Genomic DNA, 24,665 nt, shown 5'->3' with positions numbered 1-24,665 from the left:
ATCAATACCCAGGGAACAGGATGCTCGATCTACGCAAGTTGCGTTATTTTCTGACGGTCGCCGAAGAGCTGCATTTTGGTCGCGCCGCCCTGCGCCTGCACCTGGCGCAACCGCCGCTGACCCGGCAGATTTCGGCCCTGGAAACCGAACTGGGGTTTCGCCTGTTCGACCGCACCAGCCGCACCGTGACCCTCACCGCCCAGGGCCGGCATTTCCTGCCGTACGCCCGGGCCGTGCTGGAACAGGTGGACCTGGCCCAGGTCATGGCCGGCAAGCTGGCTGCAGGTTGCGCCGGGCAACTGGCCCTGGGCTACGCCAGTTCCATCGCCCTCTCGGACCTGTTCAGCCAGGCGATCCAGGCCTTCGCCCAGCGCTTCCCGGACGTGCAATTGACCCTGGTGGAAGGTGCTTCGGTCAGCCAGTGGTCGCAGATTGTCGACGGGCGCATCGACATCGGCATGAGCCGCATGCAACCGCCGAGCGAGCAGAGCGATATCCAGTCCCTGTCCCTGGGGGACGAACCGCTGGTGGCGGCGATCTCCAGCGACAGCCCCCTGGCCGCGCAGGCGCAAGTGACTCTGGCCGAGCTTAGCGAGCATCCGCTGATCCTGTTTCCCGCCGACTACGGCTCGGGGCTCAACGAAGCCATCGAACAACTCTACCGACGCAACGGCCTGCCATTGCGCCCGGGCCCCAGCGGCCGGCAGATCACCTCGATCATCGCCCTGGTCGCCGCCGGCCAGGGCATTGCCCTGGTGCCCCGCTGCACCCAGACCCTGGCGAAAAAAGGCGTGACTTACCGCCCCCTCGCCGACCCCAGCGCCACCGCCCAGTTGCTGGTACTGACCCGCAAGCAGGGCCGTAGCCAGTTGGTGGAAGCCTTCATGGGGGTGCTCGACGAGTTGCTGCAGGCTCAACCCGCAGCGGCCGGGCTCTAGTCAGAGCACGGTCAGGCCCAGCCCGGCCAGGAGCATGCCGGCCTGGCTGCGGGAAATGATCGCCCCTTTGAACAGCTTGGCATCTACCAGGCGCAGCCCATGAATGCGCCCCCCCCCTAGCGGCACGCGACCTTGGCCAGTGCGCCGGCCTGGGCGATAGCCAGGTCATTGCCGTTGGCATCGATACCGACAAAGGTGCTGATGTAGGAATACACCTGCTGATAGGCCTTGCCGTCGTACTGGTAGAAGGTGTCGTTGTGCTCCCCGGCACTGACCCGTGCACTGGTCATCAGGTCGGGCATGCCGTTGCAGGAAGTCGCCAGTACGCCCAGGGGGCCATCCTCGACGGCGAACAGCGGCTCGGCGTGTGCCTTGCCGGCACGATAAAGCCATTGGCTTGAATTGACCTGATTGCCGCTCATGCCACAGCTCAAGAACAGCAATTGGCCATGGGGGCCGCGGCAGGTTGTGGCAATCACCCCCTCCTGCGCGCATTGAGCATTGATCTGCTGACGGGTGTCGGCGCCCAGAACCGCCAGGGCCTGGTTCACCGGGCTGTCCACCGGCTCGCTGGCGCACAGCCCCTTGCCCCTGGGCCAGGCCCGGCGGGCGCCGAGATACACCGGCGCCAGCGCGGCAATCACTGCATCCAGCTCGCGGCCCAGGCATCGGGTATCCGGGCAACGGCTGATGGCGCGGTTCTGCCTGTCGACCTGCCGTGCCAATTGCCACGGGGTGAACACCTGCGTGATCGAGCCGTACTGCACAAAGCGCGCCTTGAACAGTTTCTCCACCAGCACTGCGTCATTGCAGGTTCCCGCAGGCAAGGCCTGGCGCGCGGCGGCGGCATCGTGCAGGGCGCTGTCGTCCGCGCTGAAGCCCAGCGTCGTCACGTCCGTACAGGGCTTCAGCAACAATTGCGACGAGAGATAACCCGCCTCGACCTGCTCGCTACCCGGAATCACCCGCTTGCCCTGCGCCCACGCGGGCGAGGCCAGTAAGAGCGTGCATGCCAACAGGCCAATGGGGTATTTCATCATCGCGTTGCCATCCATTGATGTGCTCAGAGCGATTACGCTCTTATTGAGTATTGCGCTGGGTTGACCAGGTGATGCGCCAGAGGCCGATCAGGGATGCTCGCGGCCAACAGCAGCCGTGCCGCGCTATTCAGGCCTGCCAGAGCCTTGTTAAGGTTCCGGCTCCCGCGTAGCCGTGGTGCAACCGGAGCATATTGCTCATCCAGCAAGCCTCGCGCAACGAAACAGATGCATTCGTCCTTTGGAGACCACTGATGCAATCGCTGCCCCTCTCGCCCCTGCTCGTTGGTGAATCACTTGAACTGCGCCCACTTGAGGCCGTGGACTTCGCGGCGCTGTATGGCGTCGCCTGCGATCCCTTGATCTGGGCTCAGCACCAAAGCTCGACCCGCTATCAGGAGCCGGTATTTCGCCAATGGTTCGACGACGCACTGGCGGCCAAGAGCACCCTGATCGTGATCGACCGCGACAGCGGCAAGGTTGCAGGCAGCTCCCGCTACTACGAGTTCAACGAGGACCAGCGTGAAGTTGCCATCGGCTACACCTTTCTGGCGCGCGAAAAATGGGGAGGCAGTGCCAACAAGGAACTCAAGTACCTGATGCTCGGGCACGCCTTTCAGTGGGTCGACACCGTCTGGTTCCATGTTGCGGGTTCGAATATCCGCTCACAGCGAGCCATGGAGAAAATCGGCGGGCAGTTGTCGCACACCGTCCTGAAGCAGGTGAATGGAGGTACTCAGGAGAATCTGTTTTTCAAGGTTGAGCGCACGGCCTTTGACGGCCAGCTGTCGCTTGCCCGTTCGTGACCCCGTTCAATCCGCGCCACCAATGGGCAGAGCCCGGCGGAACAAGCCTGCCGGGCCCTTGAGTGAAGCCTGTAGAAGCCCCGCATCGTCGCGGGGCCTCTTGCAGGCCGTTAGAACACGTTGTCCCAGGTGTAGCTACCGGTTTTCCACTTGTGATCGGGGTAGAACACACGCGGCGGCTTGATGGTCGGGGTATAGCCGAAGCGGGCCCAGATCGGCCGCTCGGTCACTATCGTGAAACTTCCGTTGGCCTGCAGGCGGATGGTTGCGCCGGGGTGACCAGCCGTGCCGCTCTGCCAGACGACCGCATTGTTCGCGGCGTAGATCACCAGGTTGCCGTCTGCCTGCATGACGCAGCGCACACCACCTTTGTTCTGGGTATAGGTCGCCCAGACCACGCTCCAGTTCGGCCCGTACACCACCAGGTTGCCATCGCCCTGGAAGACCAGAGCGTGATCGCCAGCGCTGTAGAGCTGGCCCGGTACCAGCTCGGCCGGACCGCTGATGATCATTGCCGTACCCACCGCCGGGGTGAATACACGACCATTGGGTGCATACCAGTGCGGGATGGTGTCGACAGTGACGATGTTCCCGTCGTCCTGAAGCTGGGTGAACGCACGCAGCGAGGCATCTTCGCGCGAACCCATGGTGGGGTCGCTCGGAGTGGTCGACCAGATACGGCCACGCAGCGGGTCATCCAGGACAAAGCCGTAGTTCATGAAGACCATCATCGGATCTTTCTTGTTGCCCTTGCTCACGTTGGTGAACGGCGTGTTCTGGTCAGCCACCCATGCCAACTGGGCGCCGTCATACAGTGCCAGGTTGCCATCGGGCTGGAAGAGCAGCTTGAAGCGCTTGTTGGGGGATTGAAGATACTGGTTCGGCGCCATGTAGTAGCGAGCCGGCAGTACAGAAGAGCCGTTATCGGTAAAGTCGTATCGAATCCAAGCCATGGTGTTACCTATTGAGTCGAATGATGGATGCGGAGGATTCCGCCTGCATGTCGCTCAAAGGCGAGGAAATCGAAGCTCTTGGCTTTCACGAAGGGGGCGATAGCTTCAACGCGCAGTGATGACCGCCGCGGCGTGAGAGCTCCACCCATTCCAATAATGACTGCGACAGCGCTACGCGCGGCCTGGAACCCTCATGCAACAGGAGTTCGGGCCTCTGGCCCGGACGAGCCGTTGCATCACAGGCTCAATGACCGACGCCGCTGTCACACCTGGCCGCTCCTGGCGATAGCTCGAGACTCGCGGCCTTTACATGATTCAAGGTTCCACAGCGGGAACATTTGATCTGGAGCTCAGTAAACTCGCCCACTCGAGCGAGAAGTCGATTGCAACTTCCACATCTGCATTCTTTTAACATCTGCAAATCCATTTGATTATCTGCCTGACGCCCTTACGGGAACACCCATATAGTACGATATAGGAATACCCATTTGCAAGCTTATGGGAACCCCCGTAATACTGGGCGGATGGAATTTAAAGATCGACTCAAAACAGCTCGTCGCCACGCCCAGCTCAATCAAACAGAGCTCGCTGAACGTGCCGGCCTGACCCAAACCTCAATCTCCGACCTGGAACGTGGCAAATCGAAGGCCACGGCCTTTGTCGCCCAGATTGCCTCGGTATGCGGCGTTTCCTCCATGTGGCTCGCTGAAGGCGTTGGAGAAATGCTCAAGGCGGCGGATACCGCATCGTCACGCACCCAGCCAAGCGTGCATTTGGACGATATCGAGACCTGGGACGATGCGACCCCGCTCGATGACAACGAGGTCTACGTCCCCTTTCTTCACGAGGTGGAGCTGGCTGCAGGCTCGGGCCGGTTTGTCATCGAAGAAAGCGATACCGCCCGACTGCGCTTCTTCAAGAAAGACCTGCGTCAGAACGGCGTGCAGTTCAGCAACGCCAAGTGCGTGTCGGTCAGCGGCAACAGCATGCTCCCGGTGCTGCGCGACGGCGCAACCGTTGGCGTGAACGTCGGCAGGAATGCCCTGAAGGATGTAGTCGACGGGGAGATGTATGCACTCAACCACAATGGCCAGTTGCGCGTGAAGCAGGTTTACCGTTTGCCGGTCGGGCTGCGCCTGCGCAGCTTCAATCGGGATGAACATCCGGACGAAGACTATAGCTTCGCCGAAATCCAGGAACAGCAGATCTCGATCCTGGGCCATGTGTTCTGGTGGGCGATGTACTCGCGATGATTGCCCGGGGCCGGCAGGCCGGAATAGGCCGGCAACCTCGTCGACAGGAGTATTCAGTGATGCGCAATCTGCGTGGCCTTGTCTTGCTTGTCGTCGCTGCGGCTTCGGTCTCGGCTTGCACCACACAACTGACGGAAGCAGGAAGGCAGGTCGATCTGGTGACGGCCTCCTCGGCACAGGCCTGCAAGGTTCTGACGGCATTTACCGTGAAGGGCTCCTCCAACGGGGACGCGCTGAATATGGCCTTCAATAAAGCAGCCGAACTTGGCGCCGACAGCATGAGCGTCGTCAACGTCGGTAGCGCCTCCGACATACAAGCCGCGGCCTTGAAATGTCGTCAGTGACAGGCCTTCCATGAATCTCGCCAGACCGAACCGGAAACAGCCCTCCATCGAACACTGGCAAATCCATCATCCACTTCGCCAGCAAACCACAATCGAGGCCTCAGCCCATGCCTAGAAAAGAGCCGGAGGATACCAAGGCAGTGACTGCCGCCGATATCGAGCGCTCCATCCAGGCCTTGAACAAGATGGCCGAGCGCCTCTGGGGGCAGGGTCGGGAAACCGAGGCACAAGCCCTGCTCAACGCCCTGGACGCACTCAACCGAGCGCTGGACCGGATCAGAATTGGCGAAAACCGGCGCATTGCCACCCTCCACTAGACAGCGTGAGCCAGCCGTGACAAGCGCCAAGTCATGGACGTGGCAGAAGGTAGTTGCCACCCGTGCGCCCTCCTCCCATCGAGCCGAAACCTAGCAAGGCAGGCCGAACCCGCGTGCGTGAAAAAGGCCGGTGAAGCTTCGCAGTTGCGCAAGAAAGTCAGCGACCTCGAGTTGATTGCGCGCAGCAAGGACCGGGCGAATGAGGATCTACTCAGGCAGCTATCCTCACCTCCTCCTGAAGCGTTGGATGACAACCAGCCTTAATGACTGACCGGAGGCATTTTTTGATAAAGCGCTCTTCGTTATGCGCCGGGATCACGACACCAATCATCAGGAGCTCCTTTCATCTCAGGATCTTCTCCGAGCCACCTCTTTGGTAGCCGAATAACGAAAAGACAAAGGAACACGTTCAATTGTTCGAGTTATTTCGCTGACTTGAGCTCTCAAGTCGCCAGAAACTCATCTGTGATGACACAGTTAAAAAAGGATGAACTTACGCGAAGACTGACCTTCTCAAACAACATGGCTGCAGAAGCGGCAGATGACCAAATAAAGTATGCGAAGAGGTCATAATGAAACCGTCACTGAATGCAAAGGAGCATGAGAAAGACCCTGACCTCCCAATGCAACGTCCCCGCCAATATTGCATACAGAAACACTATGCCAGTCACCTCCACTATGACTTTCGTTTAGAGCTTGATGGATCGCTAAAAAGCTGGGCAATCCCCAAAGGACCATCACTGGACCCAAGAGTGCGACGAATGGCAGTGCACGTAGAAGATCATTCGCTGGATTACCTATGCTTTGAAGGGAGCATCCCCGCGGGGCAGTACGGGGCTGGTGATGTCATCGTTTGGGATTACGGGGTTTGGCTTCCCGAAGGTGATCCACAAAAAAGCTACGCAAAAGGACAGCTGTATTTTCGCTTAAAAGGAGAAAAACTATCCGGCATGTGGAGGTTGTTCCGCACCCGTCTCGCTGGAAAAAAAGAACAGTGGCTTCTAACGAAATCAAACGACAGTGAAGCCCGCCCGGAAAGTGAATATGACATTCTGATTGAGAAGCCCGGTAGCGTGGCCGACGTGTGCGTCGCAGGCAGGAAGTACCGCAAAGAGAATATAGAGACACCCTGAGTTGAATATCTACAGAACCTTAGCAGCGGACATCTATAGTCTTAGAGTTGCGTACTGCCCCAGGGGCGATCATGTGCGGAAGACTGTCCCAGTACCGATACATCCACGACTTCGTCGCAGCCCTGGGCATGCCTGGGGCCCTGATCAATAGCGTCGGTGATCAACCCCTGGGGCGCTACAACGCCGCGCCGACGATGCAGCTCGCCCTCTTCCATGTCGCCGGCGATAAGCTTTATGCAGACCCTGTGTCGTGGGGCTGGCGGCCGCATTGGGCTACCGACCGTGCTACAGCGATAAACGCCCGTGTCGAGAAAGTGGCCCATGGGCCTTTCTTCCGCCAGATCTGGCCACACCGAGCCATATGCCCAATCGACAACTGGTTTGAATGGCTGGACGACGGCGGCCCGAAGAAGCAGCCCTATTTGATCCGGCACCGGGACGGCTCCCCCATCCTCTGCGCCTCAATTGGACAACTGCCGGATCCAGACGAAGGTCACGGGGAGCACGACGGTTTTGTGATCATCACCGCCGACAGTGCCGGCGGCATGGTCGATATCCACGACCGCCGGCCGGTAGTGCTTGGGCCGGAACTGGCCTGGGAATGGCTCGATCCGGCCCCCCCGAAGGAGCGCGCCGAACAGATAGCGCTACAGCAGGGAGAAGCCGCCGAGACCTTCGAATGGTTCAAGGTGAGCACTGCCGTCGGTAACGTCAAGAATCACGGGCCGGAACTGATCGACCAAGCATGAGCGCGATCGCTCCCTAACTCACTTGATATGAAAAAAGCCCCGACTAGGGGAGCCTGCAGAATTCGGAAAAAATCGTACGCTAACGTTTTCCGAGCTGTCGTACCGGCCTGAACTTCCCGCCTTCCAGCATGCGGCCTGCCGCCAGACGTAATCGCCAGTCAGGTTGATGTGTTCCCAGCCTATATGCGTAATCGAGGGTAAACCTGGGCCGGGGGTGGTGCCCTTTTTGAAGGCTCAAGGTAACTTTCGCGGCCCCAACCGATACCGGCAATAGGCCATTAGCACGTCCGTCCTATGTTGACCGCCGCAACTGGCATACCCAAACTATTTTTCTGAACGGCCCTGCGCGGCCGAGGACAACAGCCCTCAAGGCGATCAGCGATTGGTGATACATCCCCGAACACGAGGGAACGCATCGGTTGGGTAGTGCGCAAACATGGGCTCTGCGTGAAACTGAGGTTTATATGAAATCGTCTACGTTGGGCACGGTACCGCTTCACGGGGCCAATTTGCTTTTGCTATTGGCTCTTGCCTTTCCGGCAATTGCAAATGCGGAGGGGAGATGTCCTGCTGGGCAATATCCCATCGGCGATCAAGGGGTTGGCGGCTGCGCTCCGATTCCAGGCGCTGGCGGGAGCCCCCGCGAGCAGGAGCCCGCTGGGCAGTGGCATAAGACCTGGGGCGCAATCGCTTCATCTGGAGCAACCGCAGATGCAGGTGTTGCCGTCAACAGGCCCAGCAAGGAGAGTGCCGAGAAGTCGGCCTTGTCCGATTGCAGCAGGCGGGGGGCGACTGATTGCAAAGTAATTTTTACGTATCGAAACCAATGTGTCGCATGGGTGGTTCCCAGCAGCAAGGACGGGCCGTCCCGCTCTGGCCTGGGCAGTGCCAAAGACCCTGAAGAAGCCCGCATGGTGGCTCAACAGTCATGTGTCGACACGGGAGGCAAAGCTTGCCAGGTGGTATACGAAGACTGCACCAAACCTGTGTATGAAGCGTTTTGAAGTGAGTAACTTGTGATTGCTGGCCGCCAGGGCGATCAATCCTTGGTCACCGTCTCCGGCGATGGCGACAATTCGTTGAGCAGCCACAGGGGCAAGTTCGGCTCGCGCGCCTCCATGAACCACGCCGCAGGTGCCGGCGGTGGCTGACACCCCACCGCTACCACCCGAGGCGGCAGTGTTGAGAAGGACTGACAGCCGCAAGTCAGCAGTAGCAAGACGACCATGCGGCTGAAGCACTCGAAGTGAGTTTCGTGCCTGCAGCGTTGCACAGAACTGGTAGGCAACGATCCCATTCGAACCATCAAGCCTTTTCTCATATGGCAACTTTAAGAATCGGTCCGGAAATGGGGAGTCACTTTCCACCACTACGACGCCTTTGGAATCGCGCTCGAGCTTATTGATGACGATGTGATAACGGCCATGGCTTGGTGTAACTGAGGTTTAGCGCGTAACGCCGCCAGCAGTCACCGCAGCAATTCCGAATCAACCACCTAGCTTTCGCTTCAACTACGTTACCGCATTCGGCTAAGCACCAAGCTGGTCTGTCCCGAGCTGAGTGGACACTGACTTAAGGTGGACAATGTCCACCGCAAGGAGTGTTCATGACCCAGACCAGACGACGTTTTCCCGAATCCTTCAAACGCGAGGCGGTAGACCAGGTACTTGCCGGCACGCCGCTTCGTCATGTAGCCGAGACGCTCGGCATCGCTGAAAGCCTGCTGGGCAAATGGAAGCGCCAGTACGAGCAGCAAGGTGACGATGCCTTTCCGGGCAACGGCAAGCAGCGTGGTGAGAGCGCGGAGTTGCGTCGTCTACGCCAGCAACTGGCTCAGGTCACCATGGAGCGCGATGTTTTAAAAAAGGCGCTCGCCATCTTCTCGCAGCCCACGAAGTGAAGTTCCGCGCCATCGAGGCGTTGGCTGGTCGCTATCCCATAGCGCCAATGTGCCGGCTGCTGCGGGTATCCCGCAGCAGCTTCTATGCCTGGCAGCAGCGGCCACCTTCGGCGAGAGAGATGGCGAATCTGCGTCTGAGCAAGGAGATCCGCACCATTCACCACGAGGTGAATGGGATCTATGGCCATCGCCGAATCAAGGCCGAGTTGGCGGCCATGGGGCATGCTTGTGGTCGACACCGGGTTGCTCGACTGATGCGCGAAGCCGGTCTGCGCGTTCGCTCGCGCAAGCGCTGGCGGCTGGTTTCCAGCAGTCGTCATACTCTGCCGATTGCCCCGAACCACCTGGATCGCCAGTTCGCCTCGGATCGCGCCAATCGGCACTGGGTCTCGGACATGACCTACGTGCGGACGGCCCAAGGTTGGCTGTATCTGGCAGTCGTGCTCGATCTCTATTCACGAGCCGTCGTCGGTTGGGCGATGCACCACCGCATGCAGCAGGCCTTGGTACACGCCGCACTGGAGATGGCCATTGCACGCCGACAGCCGAAAGAAGAAGTGCTGCTGCACTCGGATCGAGGCAGCCAATACTGCGCGTACGACTACCAGGCCTTACTTCGACGACATCGAATCGTGCCCAGCCATTCACGTCCCGGGAACTGCTGGGACAACGCCGCGATGGAGAGCTTCTTCCGTTCGCTGAAGGCTGAGCGGGTGTACCTGACGCGCTATGCCAGCTACCACGAGGCGAAAACCGACCTGTTCGACTACATCCGCTTTTACAATAACCGTCGCCGCCACTCGACGCTGGGCTATCTCAGCCCGATGGAGTTTGAGCGGCGCTATGCGAGCAGTAACTCTTAACTACCTGTCCACCAGCTCCGGGACAGACCACTGACCCACTCCACGGCCTGGACGACGTCGGGGTTCTCTTTCAGTGTCTCCATGCGCGCCTGGGTGGCGACGTGCTGCACTGCCGTCCGCACAATGGCGCCCGCATTGCGGTTACGGGGCTCGACCACTCCCAGGTAAGCGCTTACGAGTCCAGTCAGGTAATGGCCGCAGACAGCACCCGAGAAAATGAAGACGGCCCAGGCCTTTCGGTCTACCAGGTCGTCGCGGTGCCACCAGCTCGCGGCGAACGCGCCAACCAACCCCGCGGTAAAGCAGGTATCCAACCTGTCGAGCAGGCGGTATAGAAACTCCATGCGCTCGACTCCGTGGGCATGATTCAAGAAAAAGGGGGCATCGGAAGCACAATGGGATTGAGGATTTCGTATGCTTTTTTGCAGGAAGCAGAGCGTCCGGCACAAAAGTCGGACGCTCATGAACGCTTACAGGTTGTCGTAGGTCATCCATACGCTGGAGTTGTCATTCCCTGGGGCCCAGAAAATACCAAGCCCAGCGGGAACCACCAGCTCATAAGGAAGAGTGTCGAAGTTGGAGCCGGACGACGCCGCAAAAATTGCAGGGTAGCTATCCATCCGATGGCTGAGAGGCGGCTTCACGGTATCCGCATACAAACGACCACCGCATGCTGAGACCGTACGAATGACGATGCCAGTAGTGTTTGCCGCTGGCTCTACAAGAGCATTGACGTATTGCCTGTAACCTACTTGGTTGATGAACTTGCTACCCACAGTAACTTGAGTCATGAGATATACCTTTTGAATGAAATGAGTGGTGCGGATAGTTCCGCTTTCATGTCGCTCAAAGGCGATGGTTCGAGGCTCAAGACCTTCACTCGGACACGTGTAGATCAGAACCTATATCGAGCTGATCTCCGCATCCTGTGCGTCCGAGGAGTGGAATGACTATCTCAACAAAATACTGTACATGCAACCAGTATTTCACGCGCTATTTTCCATCCCTACAAATCTCACTCTACCGATAACGCTCCCGGCGCGGACGCCCCATTGCATCAATCTCGCTGATCCAGTCTCGCGCCCCCCCCCCCGAAAGCAAGTTTGAGGTCAGGGTGCTTGAGCTGCCGGCGTTTTCTTGCATCGCGGCACTACCGGCTTATTCGCGTCCAGGCATCCCCCGAAGGGCCACTCTGGCTTTGGCGTGCCTGAATCAGAAATGAAAAAGCCCAGCGCAACGGCCGGGCTCTATTACGCAAGGAGATAGAAGATCATGGAGTCCAGTAAGCAATCTTGCCGCCTGCACCAACAGCTACAAAATTGCCGTTGCCGTAGGCGACGCTCCGGATATCGGTTCCTGCGAAAGTGTTGGCTTGCTGAACCCAGCCGATCCCATCCTCGGAAACAGCTGTCTTGCCGCCGTCGCCGACAGCTACATACTTGCCATTACCGTAAGCAATGTCGCGGATGATGGTTCCACCGAAACTGGTATCTCCAACAGCAGTCCAGGTAAGCCCATCGGATGAATATGCCATCTTGCCATCCGCACCAACGATAAACATTTTCCCGTTGCAAAGCTTCATGGAAAGGATGGTGCTAGTACCGAAGGTGCTGGTTCTGGTCGCGAATGATTGCGAATCATTCGTCGCCATCTTCACAGCGCTAAGCAGCTTCCCATTCGATCCAGCAACCAACACAAAAACGCCAATGACATTGACGCAGTACACAGTCTCGCTAGAAGTGAAGGTCGTAGTGCGCTCCACCTGGCCTGACCAATCGCCATAACGGGAAAAGACTTTACCGTTGGACCCAACCAGTATCCAGGTCGTGTTGCTGCCGTTAATTGGCTGATAATACACAATGCCTTGCAAGTCTCCGGACGCGCGAACAGTTGTCGTAATGTCTGTCCAAGCCCTTTCAGGGCGTGCTGTGCTGCCATAGACCACATTGCCGGATTGAGAAAGGGCTTGAAGCTGTGTCCCAAGACCGTTCCAGTACAGGTCGTTGAGGACCTTTCCGCTATCAGAGGTGACGGCGCCCTTAAGCTTGGTCCACGCTGTACCAGTCGCGCCTCCGCTGACAAGCTGAGTGGTTGTGGGAAGACCGTTGCCACCAGCCGCATAAAACTTGCCGTCCGCAAAAACCACGCGCCTAAGCATGCCGGTGTTATCCACCGGTTCCAATTGAGTCCAAAGATCTTGCAAGGTTTGAGAGGCTGAGTTTGCGTTTTCCATTTTAAACTCCGTTACTGAGCTGATTTAAGTTCAGGCCTCTGTATCGGGCGTATGGCGCTCATGGGCGATTGCTCGGGGCTCAAGGCCTTCACACGAGTCGAGAAGGTAAGCACCAGCAATGCGGTGGGTTTCGCTTCTGATACACCCGAGGAGTGAAATTACTCTCTCATCAAAATACTGTACATGCAAACAGTATTTTTCATACTGCTGCCCCCCCTACAAAAATCATTCTGCTGAAATCGGAGTAATAAAAACCCGGCGCTTGGCCGGGTTCAGGGTTTCGTGTGCGTTTCGCGTTACTTGTGCACTATGGGAAAAGTACGCACAGAACCCCACCATGTCAATATCTTTATGCCGCTATTTCATCATTTTCCGAGTGAATCACCTGCCAGATCAGCTGATGAGCCTGAATATCCACTTCCTTGATCACTGCTTTCAGTGATTCCCATAAGGCGAGCCAGTCACGATTCCAATGCTTAGGCTCACCTACAGACCATGGCGATGTTCAAGGTAAACACGGGGTGCCGGGAGCAGGAGGTTTGCAAGCTTCAGTGGAATTGGGATATTGCGGTGCCGGAACTTGGAACCAGTGTGTTTCTGATACCGGCCGGGTTTGGGGGAAGGAGCGCCAGATCTGGCGTTAAGAACCGAGACGAGCGCTTGGTCGTTTTGAATGACGTGGCCAAGTCGGTGATCGAGAAGCAGCGCGGAAAGCCCCCACTCTACGTGTTCCCGTTTGGCAAGCCTGATGGCGAGGGGAATGAAACGACGGTGCACCGCATGAATGACTCGGCCTGGAAGAAGGCCAGGATCAGAGCGGCAAAGAAGTGGCAGGAGAAGTTCCTGCGGCCGGCGCATGATGGCTTTGCCAGGATCCGCATTCACGACCTGAAGCACACCTTTGGGAGAAGACTACGCGCTGCAGGGGTGACAGAGGAAGATCGGAAAGCACTGCTCGGCCACAAGAACGGAAGCATCACCAGTCACTACTCGGCAGCAGAACTGGATCAGCTCATTGAGGCGGCAAACAAGGTATCAGCAACTGACTCACGTGCACCAGCGCTGACGATTTTGAAAAGGAGGGAGGCATGAAGAAAAAGGCCAGGGTCACTCGTAAAGTCACTATGGCAGAAACAACAAAGCCGCTCGAAAGCGGCTAAGTCATTGAAAAATATGGTCGGGACGGAGTGATTCGAACACTCGACCCCTAGCACCCCATGCTAGTGCGCTACCGGACTGCGCTACGCCCCGACTAGGCGTGAAACCTGTTTCACTTCTCAGGAAACGTTGAGGAATATACCGCAAGCTTTTGAAAAGTGGAAGTATTTAAAACAGAGAATTACTTTTTTAGCACCACAAGCACGTCTTCCAGCTCAGAGATCATCTGACGGATCAGTTGCTTGTACTGGGTGGTATCGTCTTTGGCCTCATCACCGGAAAGACGCAGGCGCGCCCCGCCGATGGTGAACCCCTGGTCATAAAGCAACGCGCGGATCTGCCGGATCATCAGCACATCCTGGCGCTGATAATACCGGCGATTTCCGCGGCGCTTGACGGGGTTGAGTTGAGGAAACTCCTGCTCCCAATAACGCAGCACATGCGGCTTGACCGCACAGAGCTCACTGACTTCACCAATGGTGAAGTAGCGCTTGCCCGGAATGACCGGGAGCTCGTCGTTATGACTTGGTTCCAGCATAAGCCTCAACTCGGGCCTTCAACTTCTGCCCTGGACGAAAGGTGACCACACGGCGCGCCGTGATCGGGATTTCTTCACCCGTTTTCGGGTTGCGGCCAGGACGCTGGCGTTTATCCCGAAGGTCGAAGTTACCGAAACCGGACAATTTGACCTGTTCGTTATCTTCGAGAGCGTGCCTGATTTCTTCAAAGAATAGCTCGACCAATTCCTTGGCCTCGCGTTTATTCAGGCCTAGCTCTTCGTAGAGACGTTCGGCCATTTCAGCTTTCGTCAGAGCCCCCATACGTCACTTCCTTAACGTGGCGTTCAACCTTTGTTCGAGCGAGGTGAGGATATTTTGCGTCGTAGAGTTCACCTCATCGTCGTTAAGAGTGCGCGATGGATGCTGCCAGGTCAAGCCGACGGCAAGGCTTTTTCTATGAGGATCAATGCCTTTACCCTGATAGACGTCAAACAGCCTGAGGTCTGTCAGCCACTCACCTGCATTTTCACGGATTACGTCCAGAACGGCGCTGGCCGCCACGTCACGATCCGCCAGCAATGCCAGGTCGCGACGCACTTCCGGGAAGCGCGACAGCTCATGGAATTTCGGCAAACGCCCTTGAGCCACTTCACTCAGGACCAGTTCAAACACATAGACAGGGCGGTCCAGACCGAGATTCTTCGCCAGCTCTGGGTGAATGGCCCCCAGGAAACCGACTTCACGACCGTCACGCTCGATGCGAGCCGTCTGACCAGGATGAAGCGCTGGATGCTTGCCCGGCACAAAGGTGAATGCATCAAGAGCACCGGCAAAACCCAGTACCGCTTCGACATCCGCCTTGACGTCGAAGAAGTCCACGCCATCGCGACCTTGCGCCCAGCCTTCAGGCAAGCGGCTGCCACATACAACACCTGCCAGCATCGGCTGCTGCTTCAAACCTTCCAGCTGACCAACAAAACGCAGGCCGCTTTCAAACATGCGGACACGGTCCTGCTGACGGTTCAGGTTGTGCTGAAGCGCCTTGACCAGGCCCGGCCACAGAGAGGAACGCATGGCTGCCATGTCGGCCGAAATCGGATTGGCCAGCAACAGCGGTTCGACGCCTGGGTTGAACAGTTCGAACAGCTTCGGATCGATGAAGCTGTAGGTGATCGCTTCCTGATAACCACGAGCAACCAGCAAACGACGCAAAGCAGGCAGGTCACCCTCGGCCTCGGCCTTGGCTTGAGGCGCCAGACGAGCCTGCGGATAGCGAACCGGAAGACGGTTGTAACCATAAAGACGTGCCAGTTCTTCGATCAGGTCAACCTCAAGACTGATATCGAAGCGATGGCTCGGCACCTCAACACGCCACTGCCCTGCCCCATCGGCAGTTACAGTCAGGCCCAGGGCGGTGAGCAAACGCTCTACCTCAAGGCCGTCGATTTCCATGCCCAGCATCTGAGTGATGCGTTCAGCGCGCAAGGTGACAGGCGCAACGGATGGCAGATGCTGCTCGCTGAGCGTTTCAATGATCGGCCCCGCGTCGCCGCCCGTGATTTCCAGCAGCAAGCCAGTAGCCCGCTCCATGGCTTCGCGAGCAAGCTGCCAGTCCACACCACGCTCATAGCGATGGGAAGCATCGGTATGCAGGCCATAGGAGCGTGCCTTGCCAGCAACCGCGATCTGGTCGAAGAAGGCACTTTCCAGGAATACGTCACGGGTATTGGCGGTGACGCCACTGTGCTCCCCCCCCATCACGCCGGCAATCGCCAGGGCTCGGGTATGGTCGGCAATCACCAGGGTATCGCTGCGCAGGGTCACTTCCTGACCGTCGAGCAATACCAGCTTCTCGCCCTCTTCAGCCATTCGTACACGGATGCCGCCATTGATCTCGGCGAGATCGAAGGCATGCAGCGGCTGGCCCAGTTCGAGCATCACGTAGTTGGTGATGTCCACTGCAGCATCGATACTGCGCACATCGGCGCGACGCAGGCGCTCGACCATCCACAGCGGAGTAGGCTTGGACAGGTCGACATTGCGGACGACACGCCCCAGGTAACGTGGGCAGGCAGCCGGAGCCAGCACTTCCACTGGACGCACCTCGTCATGCGCCGCAGGAATCGCCGGCACTTCCGGACGCTGCACCTTGGCCGCGTACAAGGCACCCACTTCACGGGCCATGCCGGCCAGGGACAGGCAGTCCCCGCGGTTAGGGGTCAGGTCGACCTCGATGCTGGCATCGTCCAGGCTCAGGTAGGTGCGAACGTCCTCACCCACTGGCGCATCGACCGGCAACTCCATGAGGCCGTCATTGCCCTCACCGATTTGCAGCTCAGCCTGGGAGCACAACATGCCGTTGGATTCCACGCCACGCAGCTTGGCCTTCTTGATCTTGAAGTCGCCCGGCAACTGGGCACCGATCATGGCGAACGGGACCTTCAGGCCCGGGCGCACGTTCGGCGCGCCGCAGACAACCTGGAAGGTCTCCGAACCATTGCTGACCTGGCAAACGCGCAGCTTGTCGGCATCCGGGTGCTGCTCGGTGCTCAACACCTCGCCCACTACCACGCCACTGAAATCACCGGCGGCCGGCGTTACGCTGTCGACCTCAAGACCGGCCATCGATAGACGGGCTACCAGCTCGTCACGACTTACCTGCGGGCTAACCCAGCCGCGCAGCCATTGTTCACTGAATTTCATCCTGCTCTCCTAATAGATTCGTTACGGACGCGCGACTAGCGAAATTGCGCAAGGAACCGCAAGTCGTTGTCGAAGAACAGGCGCAAGTCATTGACACCGTAACGCAGCATGGCCAGACGCTCGGCGCCCATGCCGAAGGCAAAGCCCTGGAACTCTTCCGGATCGATCCCGGACATACGCAGCACATTCGGATGAACCATGCCGCATCCCATGACTTCCAGCCAGCCAGTCTGCTTGCAGACCCGGCAGCCTTTACCGCTGCACATCACGCATTCCATATCGACTTCGGCGGAAGGCTCGGTGAACGGGAAGTACGAAGGACGGAAACGCACCGCCAGTTCCTTCTCGAAGAATACCCGCAGGAACTCTTCGATCGTGCCCTTCAGGTCGGCGAAATTGATGTCACGATCGACCAGCAGGCCTTCGACCTGGTGAAACATCGGCGAGTGAGTGATATCGGAGTCGCTACGGTACACACGGCCTGGGCAGACAATGCGAATCGGCGGCTGCTGCGACTCCATGGTGCGGACCTGTACCGGCGAGGTATGGGTGCGCAACAACATGTTCGCGTTGAAATAGAAGGTGTCGTGCATCGACCGGGCCGGGTGGTGGCCTGGGATGTTGAGCGCTTCAAAGTTGTGATAGTCGTCTTCAACCTCAGGGCCTTCGGCGATGCCATAGCCAATATGAGTGAAGAACTGTTCGATACGCTCCAGGGTCCGCGTAATCGGGTGCAGACCGCCCGAGGTCTGGCCACGGCCCGGCAGAGTGACGTCAATGCACTCGGCGGCGAGCTTGGCGCTGAGTTCCGCCTCCTCGAAAGCCGCTTTGCGAGCATTGAGAACCTCTGTTACACGCTCCTTGGCAACGTTGATCAGCGCACCGACTTGCGGACGCTCTTCGGCAGGCAGGTTGCCCAGGGTCTTCATCACCTGAGTCAGCTCGCCCTTCTTGCCAAGGAAGTGAACCCGGATCTGTTCCAGGGCATTGATGTCTTCAGCGTGTTGCACGGCCTCAAGTGCTTGAGAAACCAGCGCATCCAGGTTTTCCATGTACAGACTCCAGATACAAAATAGGGGAAGAGCTTGAAGGCTCTTCCCCTATTTATGACGTTTAACATCTGGGCTCACGAAAGGTGAGCCCGGATGACTGTCGGGGGTACTTAAGCCAAGGTGGCTTTAGCTTTCTCGACAATCGCAGCAAACGCCGCTTTTTCGTTCACTGCCAGATCAGCCAGAACCTTACGGTCGATCTCGATGGACGCCTTTTTCAGGCCAGCGATCAGACGGCTGTACGACAGACCGTTATTACGAGCACCAGCGTTGATACGAGCAATCCACAGAGCGCGGAACTGACGTTTTTTCTGACGACGGTCACGGTAGGCGTATTGGCCTGCCTTGATTACCGCTTGCTTGGCAACACGGAATACGCGCGAGCGAGCGCCGTAGTAGCCTTTAGCAAGTTTCAGAATTTTTTTGTGACGTTTACGGGCAATGACGCCACGCTTTACACGAGCCATGAGTTACTTCCTCTATTCTTGATCCAAAAATTAACGAAGGCGCAGCATGCGCTCGACTTTTGCCACGTCAGACGGATGCAGCAAGCTGCTACCGCGCAGTTGACGCTTACGCTTGGTCGACATTTTGGTCAGGATGTGGCTCTTGAAAGCGTGCTTGTGCTTGATACCGTTAGCAGTTTTCAGAAACCGCTTAGCAGCACCACTTTTGGTTTTCATCTTTGGCATGTTCGGATACTCCGCATTCAGTTGATAAACATAATCAGAAGGCCTGCCGTGCCCTGTTGATTACTTCTTCTTTTTCGGGGCGATGACCATGATCAGCTGGCGTCCTTCCATCTTAGGATGCTGTTCGACCGAACCGTACTCTTGCAGGTCAGCTTCAACCCGCTTGAGGAGTTCCATCCCCAGCTCCTGGTGGGCCATCTCACGGCCGCGGAATCGCAAGGATACCTTGGCCCTGTCCCCGTCACTCAGGAAACGTACCAGGTTGCGCAGTTTTACCTGGTAATCCCCTTCCTCCGTCCCTGGACGAAACTTGATTTCTTTAACCTGAATCTGCTTCTGGTTCTTCTTCGCAGCAGCAATCTGCTTCTTCTTTTCGAAGATCGACTTGCCGTAATCCATCACCCGGCAAACAGGTGGGACTGCGTCGGCGGAAATTTCCACCAGATCCAGCTTGGCTTCTTCAGCTATACGAAGCGCTTCATCAATCGAGACGATGCCAATCTGCTCGCCGTCAGCGCCAATTAACCGAACCTCGCGTGCCGAGATATTCTCGTTGATCGGGGCTTTCGGTGCAGCTCGTTTATCTTGTCTCATATCACGCTTAATAATAATTACTCCGAATCTTGGCGACCACGCCGGGAAACCGCTTGTGCGAGGAACGCCGAGAATTGGGCGACAGGCATCGAGCCCAGGTCTTCACCTTCACGGGTACGCACAGCGACAGTCTGCATCTCGACCTCCCGATCTCCAATAACCAAGAGATAGGGAACCTTGAGCAAAGTATGCTCGCGGATTTTAAAGCCGATCTTTTCATTTCTCAAGTCGGACTTGGCACGAAATCCGCTTTGATTGAGTGTTTTTTCCACTTCGAGGGCAAAATCTGCCTGTTTATCAGTGATATTCATCACCACGGCTTGAGTCGGAGCCAGCCACGCAGGGAATGCGCCCTCGTAATGCTCGATCAGAATCCCGACAAAACGCTCGAAGGAACCGAGGATCGCCCGGTGCAACATCACCGGGTGCTTACGGCTGTTGTCTTCGGAAACGTACTCGGCGCCCAGGCGGATCGGCAGGTTGAAGTCCAACTGCAAGGTACCGCACTGCCAGACACGACCCAGGCAGTCCTTCAGCGAGAACTCGATCTTCGGACCGTAGAATGCGCCCTCGCCCGGCTGCAGGTCGTATGGCAGGCCGGCGCTATCCAGAGCCGCTGCCAGTGCGCTTTCCGCACGGTCCCACAGATCATCGGAGCCCACGCGCTTTTCAGGGCGAGTGGACAGCTTCATCTCGATGTCCTTGAAGCCGAAATCGGCATAGACATCCATGGTCAGCTTGATGAACGCCGCAGACTCGGCCTGCATCTGGTCTTCAGTACAGAAGATGTGAGCATCATCCTGAGTAAAGCCACGCACACGCATGATGCCGTGCAAAGCGCCCGAGGGTTCATTCCGGTGGCAGGCACCGAACTCGGCCAGGCGCATCGGCAGCTCGCGATAGCTCTTCAGTCCCTGATTGAACACCTGCACATGGCAAGGGCAGTTCATCGGCTTGATTGCGTAGTCGCGGCTTTCCGACTCGGTGGTGAACATATTCTCGGCGTAGTTGGCCCAGTGCCCGGATTTTTCCCAGAGACTGCGGTCAACCACCTGCGGGGTCTTGATCTCCAGGTAACCGTTGTCACGCTGCACCTTGCGCATGTACTGCTCGAGCACCTGGTACAGGGTCCAGCCATTAGGGTGCCAGAACACCATGCCCGGCGCTTCTTCCTGGGTATGGAACAGGCCCAGGCGCTTGCCGATCTTGCGATGATCGCGCTTCTCGGCCTCTTCGATACGCTGGATGTAGGCAGCGAGCTGCTTCTTGTCCGCCCAGGCAGTACCGTAGATCCGCTGCAACTGCTCGTTCTTGGCATCACCGCGCCAGTAGGCACCGGACAACTTGGTCAGCTTGAAGGACTTCAGGAAACGCGTGTTCGGCACGTGCGGACCGCGGCACATGTCGACATATTCTTCGTGGTAGTACAGGCCCATCGCCTGCTCGTTCGGCATGTCTTCGACCAAACGCAGCTTGTAGTCCTCGCCACGAGCCTTGAACACCTCGATCACTTCGGCGCGCGGCGTGACTTTCTTGATCACGTCGTAGTCCTTCTCGATCAGCTGCTGCATGCGCTGCTCGATGGCGGCCATATCCTCAGGCGTGAAAGGACGCTCATAGGCGATGTCGTAATAGAAGCCTTCATCGATGACCGGACCGATGACCATTTTCGCGGTCGGATACAACTGCTTGACCGCATGCCCCACCAAGTGAGCGCAAGAGTGGCGAATGATCTCCAGCCCCTCTTCGTCCTTTGGCGTGATGATTTGCAGGGTTGCATCGCCGTCGATCACGTCGCAGGCGTCGACCAGCTTGCCATTGACCTTGCCAGCCAATGTGGCCTTGGCCAGGCCCGCGCCAATGGAAGCGGCGACCTCGGCTACGGATACTGCATGATCGAATGAACGTTGACTGCCGTCGGGAAGAGTAATAGTGGGCATGGCGCCTCCTCTCCTAGTGGTGACCCCTACCAAAGGTCACGTGGGTTGGGATGAGCCAGTACGCGATTCAGTCCGGCCGTTCTGCTACGAACGCCTGCCTCACAGTGGCAAGAGCCTTGCGGCCAACCGAAAAACCGAACCAGAGTGACTGGGGTTCACATCAAGATTAATGAGGCATAGACGGCAAGGGCTAGAAAAGGCCCAAAGCTTGAAAACACCGAAGCCGGGCATGCTAGCACAGATACATCGCAATCGCCGTGCAGCAAATTATCGCGAGCCTGGTTTACAGTCTTTTATTGTTGAAAGTGAACTTGAGATGTACGTCGAGCCTCAAATAACCGGAGAATCGTCGTCCTTGCTACCGACTTCAGGAGAACCCGACTCATGCGCCTTATCAAACTGCTCGCCATTGCCGCACCGCTCACCCTGCTACTGCCTTTGAGTGCACAGGCGGCATGGCCTGCCGGAGCACGCGCCGACTACATGAAGGACTGCACCGCGGCGGCCAGCCAGAACATCGACGCCAAGAGCGCTGAAAAGCACTGTGCCTGCGGCGCCGACAAGCTAAATGAAAAATTCACCACCGAGGAGATCAAGGAGCTGATGAGCAAAACCAAGCAACCCAGCGCAGATCTGCGAACCCGAGCACTGGACGCCATCGCTGCTTGCCGGGTGGCCAAATAAGCTGCTGATGCCCGGAACAGGCTGCGCCAGTGCTCGCCACAGAGCCTGAAACGCGGTCTTTTTCACAATTTACGCAGCTTTTACGGGTTTTTTTATTACCCTCTGTTTTACGCCAAAGCCCCTTAAACCGGGGCCTGCAGCCAACTCAGATGGCAAAATACACAGGTACATCGGGCAAAGAGCGCCTCTGGGGGGCTCCCAAGCCGAACATTTCGACTATGATAGCTCGGTGTGCCCAGTTGGCCTGAGCAGCACAGCACTACTGAAAATATATGTTTCTTGGAGATACACCATGTCTAATCGCCAAACCGGCACCGTAAAATGGTTCAACGATGAAAAAGGCTTCGGCTTCATCACTCCTCAAGGTGGCGGTGACGACCTGTTCGTACACTTCAAAGCTATTGAAAGCGACGGTTTCAAAAGCCTGAAAGAAGGCCAGACCGTTTCCTTCGTGGCTGAGAAAGGCCAAAAGGGTATGCAAGCTGCACAAGTTCGCCCTGAGTAATTTCTCAGCGAGCTAAAAAAACCCCGTCCATGTGACGGGGTTTTTTATGCGTGATCCAAAGGCCTCAGCCCTCAACCACAGTTGACCCGGGTCACCACCAGGCCGGCATCAGTGTTCAGGTTCAGGCGATCCGAGCGGTACTCCAGGGTGATCATGTCGTTGGGCTTGAGGAACCGCGCGTACTGCGCGCCTGCGCGTGTACGGGCCTGCTCGAGCAACTCGGGAGAAGCCTTCTTGCCGACGGCGAATTCGGCGGCCGATGCTTCACAACGAGTGTGCCCGGACTCAGCGGCCACAGGCTCCTTTGTCGACCCGGCAGTGCTGCACCCACCAAGGACGACAGCGGCCAACAAGGTTCCGAATGAAGCGAGCTTCCAAGGCATGAAGCCTCCTTTTCAAAATTAAGCAGAGATCGTGCGACAGCCGATTTGGCTTTTGGTTTCAAAACAAATGGCCATTTGCCGTATCAGGTGAACAGCGGGCAAGTCTGCCTCAGCCGGTGCCACTCTTTCACGGGACAATCGTCACCGGATATGAACGACGCTCAATAGATGTCGATGTAGTCGAACGCCGGCTTGGGCCAGTTCTGTTTGAGCGCATTGAAGATCTGCATCACCCAGACCTCGTCGGCGGCAGCCACCTTGCCGACATACCCGGAGCCGGCCGCCCAGGTTTCCAGGCGAAACAGCAAACCTTCTATCTCGGCACCGCCCACCACCCCCGAAGAGATATAGGCAATTCCGGTTTTGCTCACGCGCAACTGGGTATGCACGTTGTCGCTGGCAGACGCCAGCAGCTGACGCACCGCCTCCAGGGTCAGGGCATCAGGCTGGTTCAAATCGATTTGCACGGAGGCTTCCTTGAGCACAGGAAAAGCCGCAGTGTCACACAGCACTCGCCTGATGCCTAAGTCGGAGTGCCAAACGCCCGGCAACATGGTTAACTCTGCGACGCAGCAAATACCCGCCCAGAGCCCTGCCCTGGCGCCCGCCTTATCCGAATTCGTGAGACTTTCATGGCCACCGTGAGTATCGACGCCGACATCAAAGCCAAATGGCCCCAGGGCCAATGCTCCTACAGCCCGGGGAGCCCGGAGGAGCTGGCGATCATTGGCATAGACCTGCTGGTCAAGGAACTGGGCACCCAGTCCGCCCGAGCCTTTATTGAACAAGTCTTCGAGAAATACCCGGCCGACCACCTGGGCGTACAGGACCCGGAACGGGAATAGACCCCCACAGGCAGGTACCTGCGGGGGCAAGGTTTACTTGAGACGCGCCAGGCGCTCAGTGAGCAAGTCGAAGAAGCCCTGGGCATCGCCGTTCTCAACCCAGAACACGTTTTTTTCCTGCTTCAGGCCGTCGTACCAATCGACGATGGTCTGTCCGAAGGTCGGCCCCTCGCGGCTGTCGATGACCATATTGGCTTGACGGCCGCTGAACAGCTCGGGCTTGAGCAGGTAGGCAATCACTGTAGCGTCATGCACCGGGCCGCCGGGAATACCGTAGTGCTCCATGTCGCCCTTGACGTACTCGTTGAGGATGTCCCCCACCACCTTGCTGGCGTTATTGTTCAACGCCGCGATCTTCTGCAGCCGCGCATCGCTGGTCAGCACCTTGTGGGTCACGTCCAGCGGCAGATAGGTCAGTTTGACGCCGCTCTTGAGCACCACTTCGGCCGCCTGGGGGTCGGCGAACAGGTTGAACTCGGCCACCGGCGTGATGTTGCCACCGTTGAAGTGCGCACCGCCCATGACCACCACTTCCTTGATGCCCTGGGTGATGTCCGGTGCCTGGATCAGCGCCAGCGCCAAGTTGGTCTGCGGGCCGAGCATGGCGATGGTGATGCTGTGGGGCTTGGCCGCCCGTAGCGTATCGATCAGGTAGTTGATCGCATTGCCCTTGGCCAGAGGCGCCTTGGGCTCGTGCACCGTCACCCCGGAAATGCCTTCCTTGCCATGGATATTCTCGGCATAGATGGGGGTACGCAGCAGCGGCTTGGGCGCTCCGGCGTATACCGGCACCTCCTCGCGCCCCGCCCACTCACGGGCCAGGCGCGCATTGCGCGAGGTCTTGTCCAACCGCACGTTGCCCGCCACCGTGGTCAGGGCGCGGATCTGCAGCTCCTCGGGGGAAGCCAGGGCGAACAGCAGGGCTACCACATCGTCGGCCCCCGGATCGGTGTCGATGATCAGATCGATTTTTTCCGCCGCCTGAGCGCCGGTAGCAGTGAGCAGAGACAAGAGCAGCAGACTCCGGAACCAGTGGTGAAACAACTGAGCATAGCGGCGCATGGCGCACTCCTTGTGCAAGAT

The 24,665-nt window shown here is 57.9% G+C and carries 29 protein-coding genes, 1 tRNA gene and 4 pseudogenes; 14 read left to right on the top strand and 20 right to left on the bottom strand.

Going from position 1 to position 24,665, the window contains the following annotated elements:
• Window positions 1–20: 20 nt before the first annotated feature.
• The gene (locus ABCR88_RS11640) at window positions 21–938 is read left to right on the top strand and encodes a LysR family transcriptional regulator (protein ID WP_011060434.1); all 918 of its coding nucleotides are present in this window, start codon (window positions 21–23) and stop codon (window positions 936–938) included.
• Here the strand turns inward: ABCR88_RS11640 and ABCR88_RS11635 are convergent, their stop codons facing one another.
• Window positions 939–1,064 carry a hypothetical protein gene (locus tag ABCR88_RS11635; RefSeq protein ID WP_325985781.1) on the bottom strand — a complete coding sequence of 42 codons (126 nt, stop codon included), beginning with the start codon at window positions 1,062–1,064 and terminating at the stop codon, window positions 939–941.
• Window positions 1,055–1,978, bottom strand: a complete 924-nt coding sequence (locus ABCR88_RS11630; RefSeq protein WP_350404575.1) for a hypothetical protein — start codon at window positions 1,976–1,978, stop codon at window positions 1,055–1,057. Before ABCR88_RS11630 ends, ABCR88_RS11635 begins: the two co-directional genes overlap by 10 nt.
• 251 nt (window positions 1,979–2,229) lie before the next feature.
• Here ABCR88_RS11630 and ABCR88_RS11625 point away from each other — a divergent pair, with 251 nt between their 5' ends.
• Window positions 2,230–2,781, top strand: coding sequence for a GNAT family N-acetyltransferase (locus ABCR88_RS11625; protein WP_041117072.1), 552 nt, complete (start codon window positions 2,230–2,232; stop codon window positions 2,779–2,781).
• 110 nt (window positions 2,782–2,891) lie between these two features.
• Here ABCR88_RS11625 and ABCR88_RS11620 read toward each other — a convergent pair whose 3' ends face one another.
• Both ABCR88_RS11620 and ABCR88_RS11615 read right to left on the bottom strand, forming a co-directional pair.
• On the bottom strand, window positions 2,892–3,734 hold the full coding sequence (locus ABCR88_RS11620; protein ID WP_011060428.1) for a putidacin L1 family lectin-like bacteriocin: 843 nt from the start codon (window positions 3,732–3,734) through the stop codon (window positions 2,892–2,894).
• A 244-nt stretch (window positions 3,735–3,978) separates the two neighbouring features.
• Window positions 3,979–4,149 (bottom strand): Com family DNA-binding transcriptional regulator, encoded by a 171-nt coding sequence (locus tag ABCR88_RS11615; RefSeq protein ID WP_072444854.1) that lies wholly within the window; start codon window positions 4,147–4,149, stop codon window positions 3,979–3,981.
• A gap of 109 nt (window positions 4,150–4,258) precedes the next feature.
• Between ABCR88_RS11615 and ABCR88_RS11610 the strand changes: the two genes are divergently transcribed.
• From ABCR88_RS11610 to ABCR88_RS11585, 6 genes and pseudogenes are all read left to right on the top strand, one after another.
• Window positions 4,259–4,987 (top strand): helix-turn-helix transcriptional regulator, encoded by a 729-nt coding sequence (locus ABCR88_RS11610; protein ID WP_350404573.1) that lies wholly within the window; start codon window positions 4,259–4,261, stop codon window positions 4,985–4,987.
• Between the two features lie 59 nt (window positions 4,988–5,046).
• A complete protein-coding gene (locus ABCR88_RS11605; RefSeq protein ID WP_019094684.1) occupies window positions 5,047–5,331 on the top strand; it encodes a hypothetical protein in 285 nt (94 codons plus the stop codon).
• Between the two features lie 107 nt (window positions 5,332–5,438).
• A complete protein-coding gene (locus tag ABCR88_RS11600) occupies window positions 5,439–5,648 on the top strand; it encodes a hypothetical protein (RefSeq protein ID WP_053157386.1) in 210 nt (69 codons plus the stop codon).
• 623 nt (window positions 5,649–6,271) lie between these two features.
• Window positions 6,272–6,724: pseudogene (locus tag ABCR88_RS11595) on the top strand (DNA polymerase ligase N-terminal domain-containing protein); the annotation flags it as partial.
• A 128-nt stretch (window positions 6,725–6,852) separates the two neighbouring features.
• A complete protein-coding gene (locus ABCR88_RS11590) occupies window positions 6,853–7,530 on the top strand; it encodes an SOS response-associated peptidase family protein (RefSeq protein WP_041117066.1) in 678 nt (225 codons plus the stop codon).
• A 464-nt stretch (window positions 7,531–7,994) separates the two neighbouring features.
• Entirely contained in the window at window positions 7,995–8,534 is a 540-nt protein-coding gene (locus tag ABCR88_RS11585) for a DUF4189 domain-containing protein (RefSeq protein WP_080774177.1), read from the top strand.
• Between the two features lie 21 nt (window positions 8,535–8,555).
• On the opposite strand, the pseudogene ABCR88_RS11580 reads toward ABCR88_RS11585, so the two are convergent.
• Window positions 8,556–8,753: pseudogene (locus ABCR88_RS11580) on the bottom strand (lysis protein); the annotation flags it as partial.
• A gap of 383 nt (window positions 8,754–9,136) precedes the next feature.
• Here ABCR88_RS11580 and ABCR88_RS11575 point away from each other — a divergent pair.
• Together ABCR88_RS11575 and ABCR88_RS11570 are read left to right on the top strand one after the other, a co-directional pair.
• Window positions 9,137–9,430: an IS3 family transposase gene (locus ABCR88_RS11575; protein ID WP_033974343.1), complete on the top strand. Its 294-nt coding sequence runs from the start codon at window positions 9,137–9,139 to the stop codon at window positions 9,428–9,430.
• Window positions 9,427–10,293 carry an IS3 family transposase gene (locus tag ABCR88_RS11570; RefSeq protein ID WP_041117061.1) on the top strand — a complete coding sequence of 289 codons (867 nt, stop codon included), beginning with the start codon at window positions 9,427–9,429 and terminating at the stop codon, window positions 10,291–10,293. The genes ABCR88_RS11575 and ABCR88_RS11570 overlap by 4 nt, the downstream gene beginning before the upstream one ends.
• Before the next feature lie 23 nt (window positions 10,294–10,316).
• Here ABCR88_RS11570 and ABCR88_RS11565 read toward each other — a convergent pair.
• From ABCR88_RS11565 to ABCR88_RS11555, 3 genes and pseudogenes are all read right to left on the bottom strand, one after another.
• Window positions 10,317–10,454: pseudogene (locus ABCR88_RS11565) on the bottom strand (phage head morphogenesis protein); the annotation flags it as partial.
• A gap of 309 nt (window positions 10,455–10,763) precedes the next feature.
• A complete protein-coding gene (locus ABCR88_RS11560; protein WP_041117060.1) occupies window positions 10,764–11,084 on the bottom strand; it encodes a hypothetical protein in 321 nt (106 codons plus the stop codon).
• A 479-nt stretch (window positions 11,085–11,563) separates the two neighbouring features.
• Complete coding sequence (locus tag ABCR88_RS11555) at window positions 11,564–12,526, bottom strand: hypothetical protein (RefSeq protein WP_041117058.1); 963 nt, start codon at window positions 12,524–12,526, stop codon at window positions 11,564–11,566.
• Between the two features lie 483 nt (window positions 12,527–13,009).
• Between ABCR88_RS11555 and ABCR88_RS11550 the strand changes: the two are divergent.
• Window positions 13,010–13,618: pseudogene (locus tag ABCR88_RS11550) on the top strand (tyrosine-type recombinase/integrase); the annotation flags it as partial.
• An 82-nt stretch (window positions 13,619–13,700) separates the two neighbouring features.
• On the opposite strand, the gene ABCR88_RS11545 reads toward ABCR88_RS11550, so the two are convergent.
• The 9 genes from ABCR88_RS11545 to thrS all read right to left on the bottom strand — a co-directional run bounded on the left by ABCR88_RS11545 (window position 13,701) and on the right by thrS (window position 21,165).
• Window positions 13,701–13,777: transfer RNA gene (locus ABCR88_RS11545), tRNA-Pro, on the bottom strand.
• An 88-nt stretch (window positions 13,778–13,865) separates the two neighbouring features.
• Complete coding sequence (locus tag ABCR88_RS11540; protein ID WP_007920509.1) at window positions 13,866–14,222, bottom strand: MerR family transcriptional regulator; 357 nt, start codon at window positions 14,220–14,222, stop codon at window positions 13,866–13,868.
• On the bottom strand, window positions 14,203–14,505 hold the full coding sequence (ihfA, locus tag ABCR88_RS11535; RefSeq protein ID WP_002553164.1) for an integration host factor subunit alpha: 303 nt from the start codon (window positions 14,503–14,505) through the stop codon (window positions 14,203–14,205). Before ihfA ends, ABCR88_RS11540 begins: the two co-directional genes overlap by 20 nt.
• 3 nt (window positions 14,506–14,508) lie before the next feature.
• Complete coding sequence (gene pheT / locus ABCR88_RS11530) at window positions 14,509–16,887, bottom strand: phenylalanine--tRNA ligase subunit beta (RefSeq protein WP_015634924.1); 2,379 nt, start codon at window positions 16,885–16,887, stop codon at window positions 14,509–14,511.
• 35 nt (window positions 16,888–16,922) lie between these two features.
• Window positions 16,923–17,939, bottom strand: coding sequence for a phenylalanine--tRNA ligase subunit alpha (gene pheS / locus ABCR88_RS11525; protein ID WP_011060419.1), 1,017 nt, complete (start codon window positions 17,937–17,939; stop codon window positions 16,923–16,925).
• A gap of 110 nt (window positions 17,940–18,049) precedes the next feature.
• Window positions 18,050–18,406 (bottom strand): 50S ribosomal protein L20, encoded by a 357-nt coding sequence (gene rplT / locus ABCR88_RS11520; protein ID WP_011060418.1) that lies wholly within the window; start codon window positions 18,404–18,406, stop codon window positions 18,050–18,052.
• Between the two features lie 30 nt (window positions 18,407–18,436).
• Window positions 18,437–18,631, bottom strand: coding sequence for a 50S ribosomal protein L35 (gene rpmI, locus ABCR88_RS11515; protein WP_002553160.1), 195 nt, complete (start codon window positions 18,629–18,631; stop codon window positions 18,437–18,439).
• 60 nt (window positions 18,632–18,691) lie between these two features.
• On the bottom strand, window positions 18,692–19,243 hold the full coding sequence (gene infC / locus ABCR88_RS11510) for a translation initiation factor IF-3 (RefSeq protein WP_169893379.1): 552 nt from the start codon (window positions 19,241–19,243) through the stop codon (window positions 18,692–18,694).
• Window positions 19,243–21,165, bottom strand: coding sequence for a threonine--tRNA ligase (gene thrS / locus ABCR88_RS11505; protein WP_011060417.1), 1,923 nt, complete (start codon window positions 21,163–21,165; stop codon window positions 19,243–19,245). Before thrS ends, infC begins: the two co-directional genes overlap by 1 nt.
• A gap of 384 nt (window positions 21,166–21,549) precedes the next feature.
• On the opposite strand from thrS, the gene ABCR88_RS11500 reads away from it, so the two are divergent.
• Window positions 21,550–21,849 carry a hypothetical protein gene (locus ABCR88_RS11500; protein WP_350023847.1) on the top strand — a complete coding sequence of 100 codons (300 nt, stop codon included), beginning with the start codon at window positions 21,550–21,552 and terminating at the stop codon, window positions 21,847–21,849.
• Between the two features lie 292 nt (window positions 21,850–22,141).
• Entirely contained in the window at window positions 22,142–22,354 is a 213-nt protein-coding gene (locus tag ABCR88_RS11495; protein WP_003179963.1) for a cold-shock protein, read from the top strand.
• Between the two features lie 71 nt (window positions 22,355–22,425).
• Here the strand turns inward: ABCR88_RS11495 and ABCR88_RS11490 are convergent, their stop codons facing one another.
• Together ABCR88_RS11490 and ABCR88_RS11485 are read right to left on the bottom strand one after the other, a co-directional pair.
• On the bottom strand, window positions 22,426–22,737 hold the full coding sequence (locus ABCR88_RS11490; protein ID WP_041117049.1) for an I78 family peptidase inhibitor: 312 nt from the start codon (window positions 22,735–22,737) through the stop codon (window positions 22,426–22,428).
• 161 nt (window positions 22,738–22,898) lie between these two features.
• Complete coding sequence (locus ABCR88_RS11485) at window positions 22,899–23,204, bottom strand: hypothetical protein (protein WP_011060414.1); 306 nt, start codon at window positions 23,202–23,204, stop codon at window positions 22,899–22,901.
• 165 nt (window positions 23,205–23,369) lie between these two features.
• On the opposite strand from ABCR88_RS11485, the gene ABCR88_RS11480 reads away from it, so the two are divergent.
• Window positions 23,370–23,582 carry a hypothetical protein gene (locus tag ABCR88_RS11480; protein WP_011060413.1) on the top strand — a complete coding sequence of 71 codons (213 nt, stop codon included), beginning with the start codon at window positions 23,370–23,372 and terminating at the stop codon, window positions 23,580–23,582.
• A 33-nt stretch (window positions 23,583–23,615) separates the two neighbouring features.
• Here ABCR88_RS11480 and ABCR88_RS11475 read toward each other — a convergent pair whose 3' ends face one another.
• Entirely contained in the window at window positions 23,616–24,644 is a 1,029-nt protein-coding gene (locus ABCR88_RS11475; RefSeq protein ID WP_325985778.1) for a nucleoside hydrolase, read from the bottom strand.
• Window positions 24,645–24,665: the final 21 nt, after the last annotated feature.

Source organism: Pseudomonas sp. W17 (assembly GCF_040268305.1).
GTDB lineage: Bacteria > Pseudomonadota > Gammaproteobacteria > Pseudomonadales > Pseudomonadaceae > Aquipseudomonas > Aquipseudomonas protegens.
This window is presented reverse-complemented; position numbering and strand designations above follow the sequence as displayed.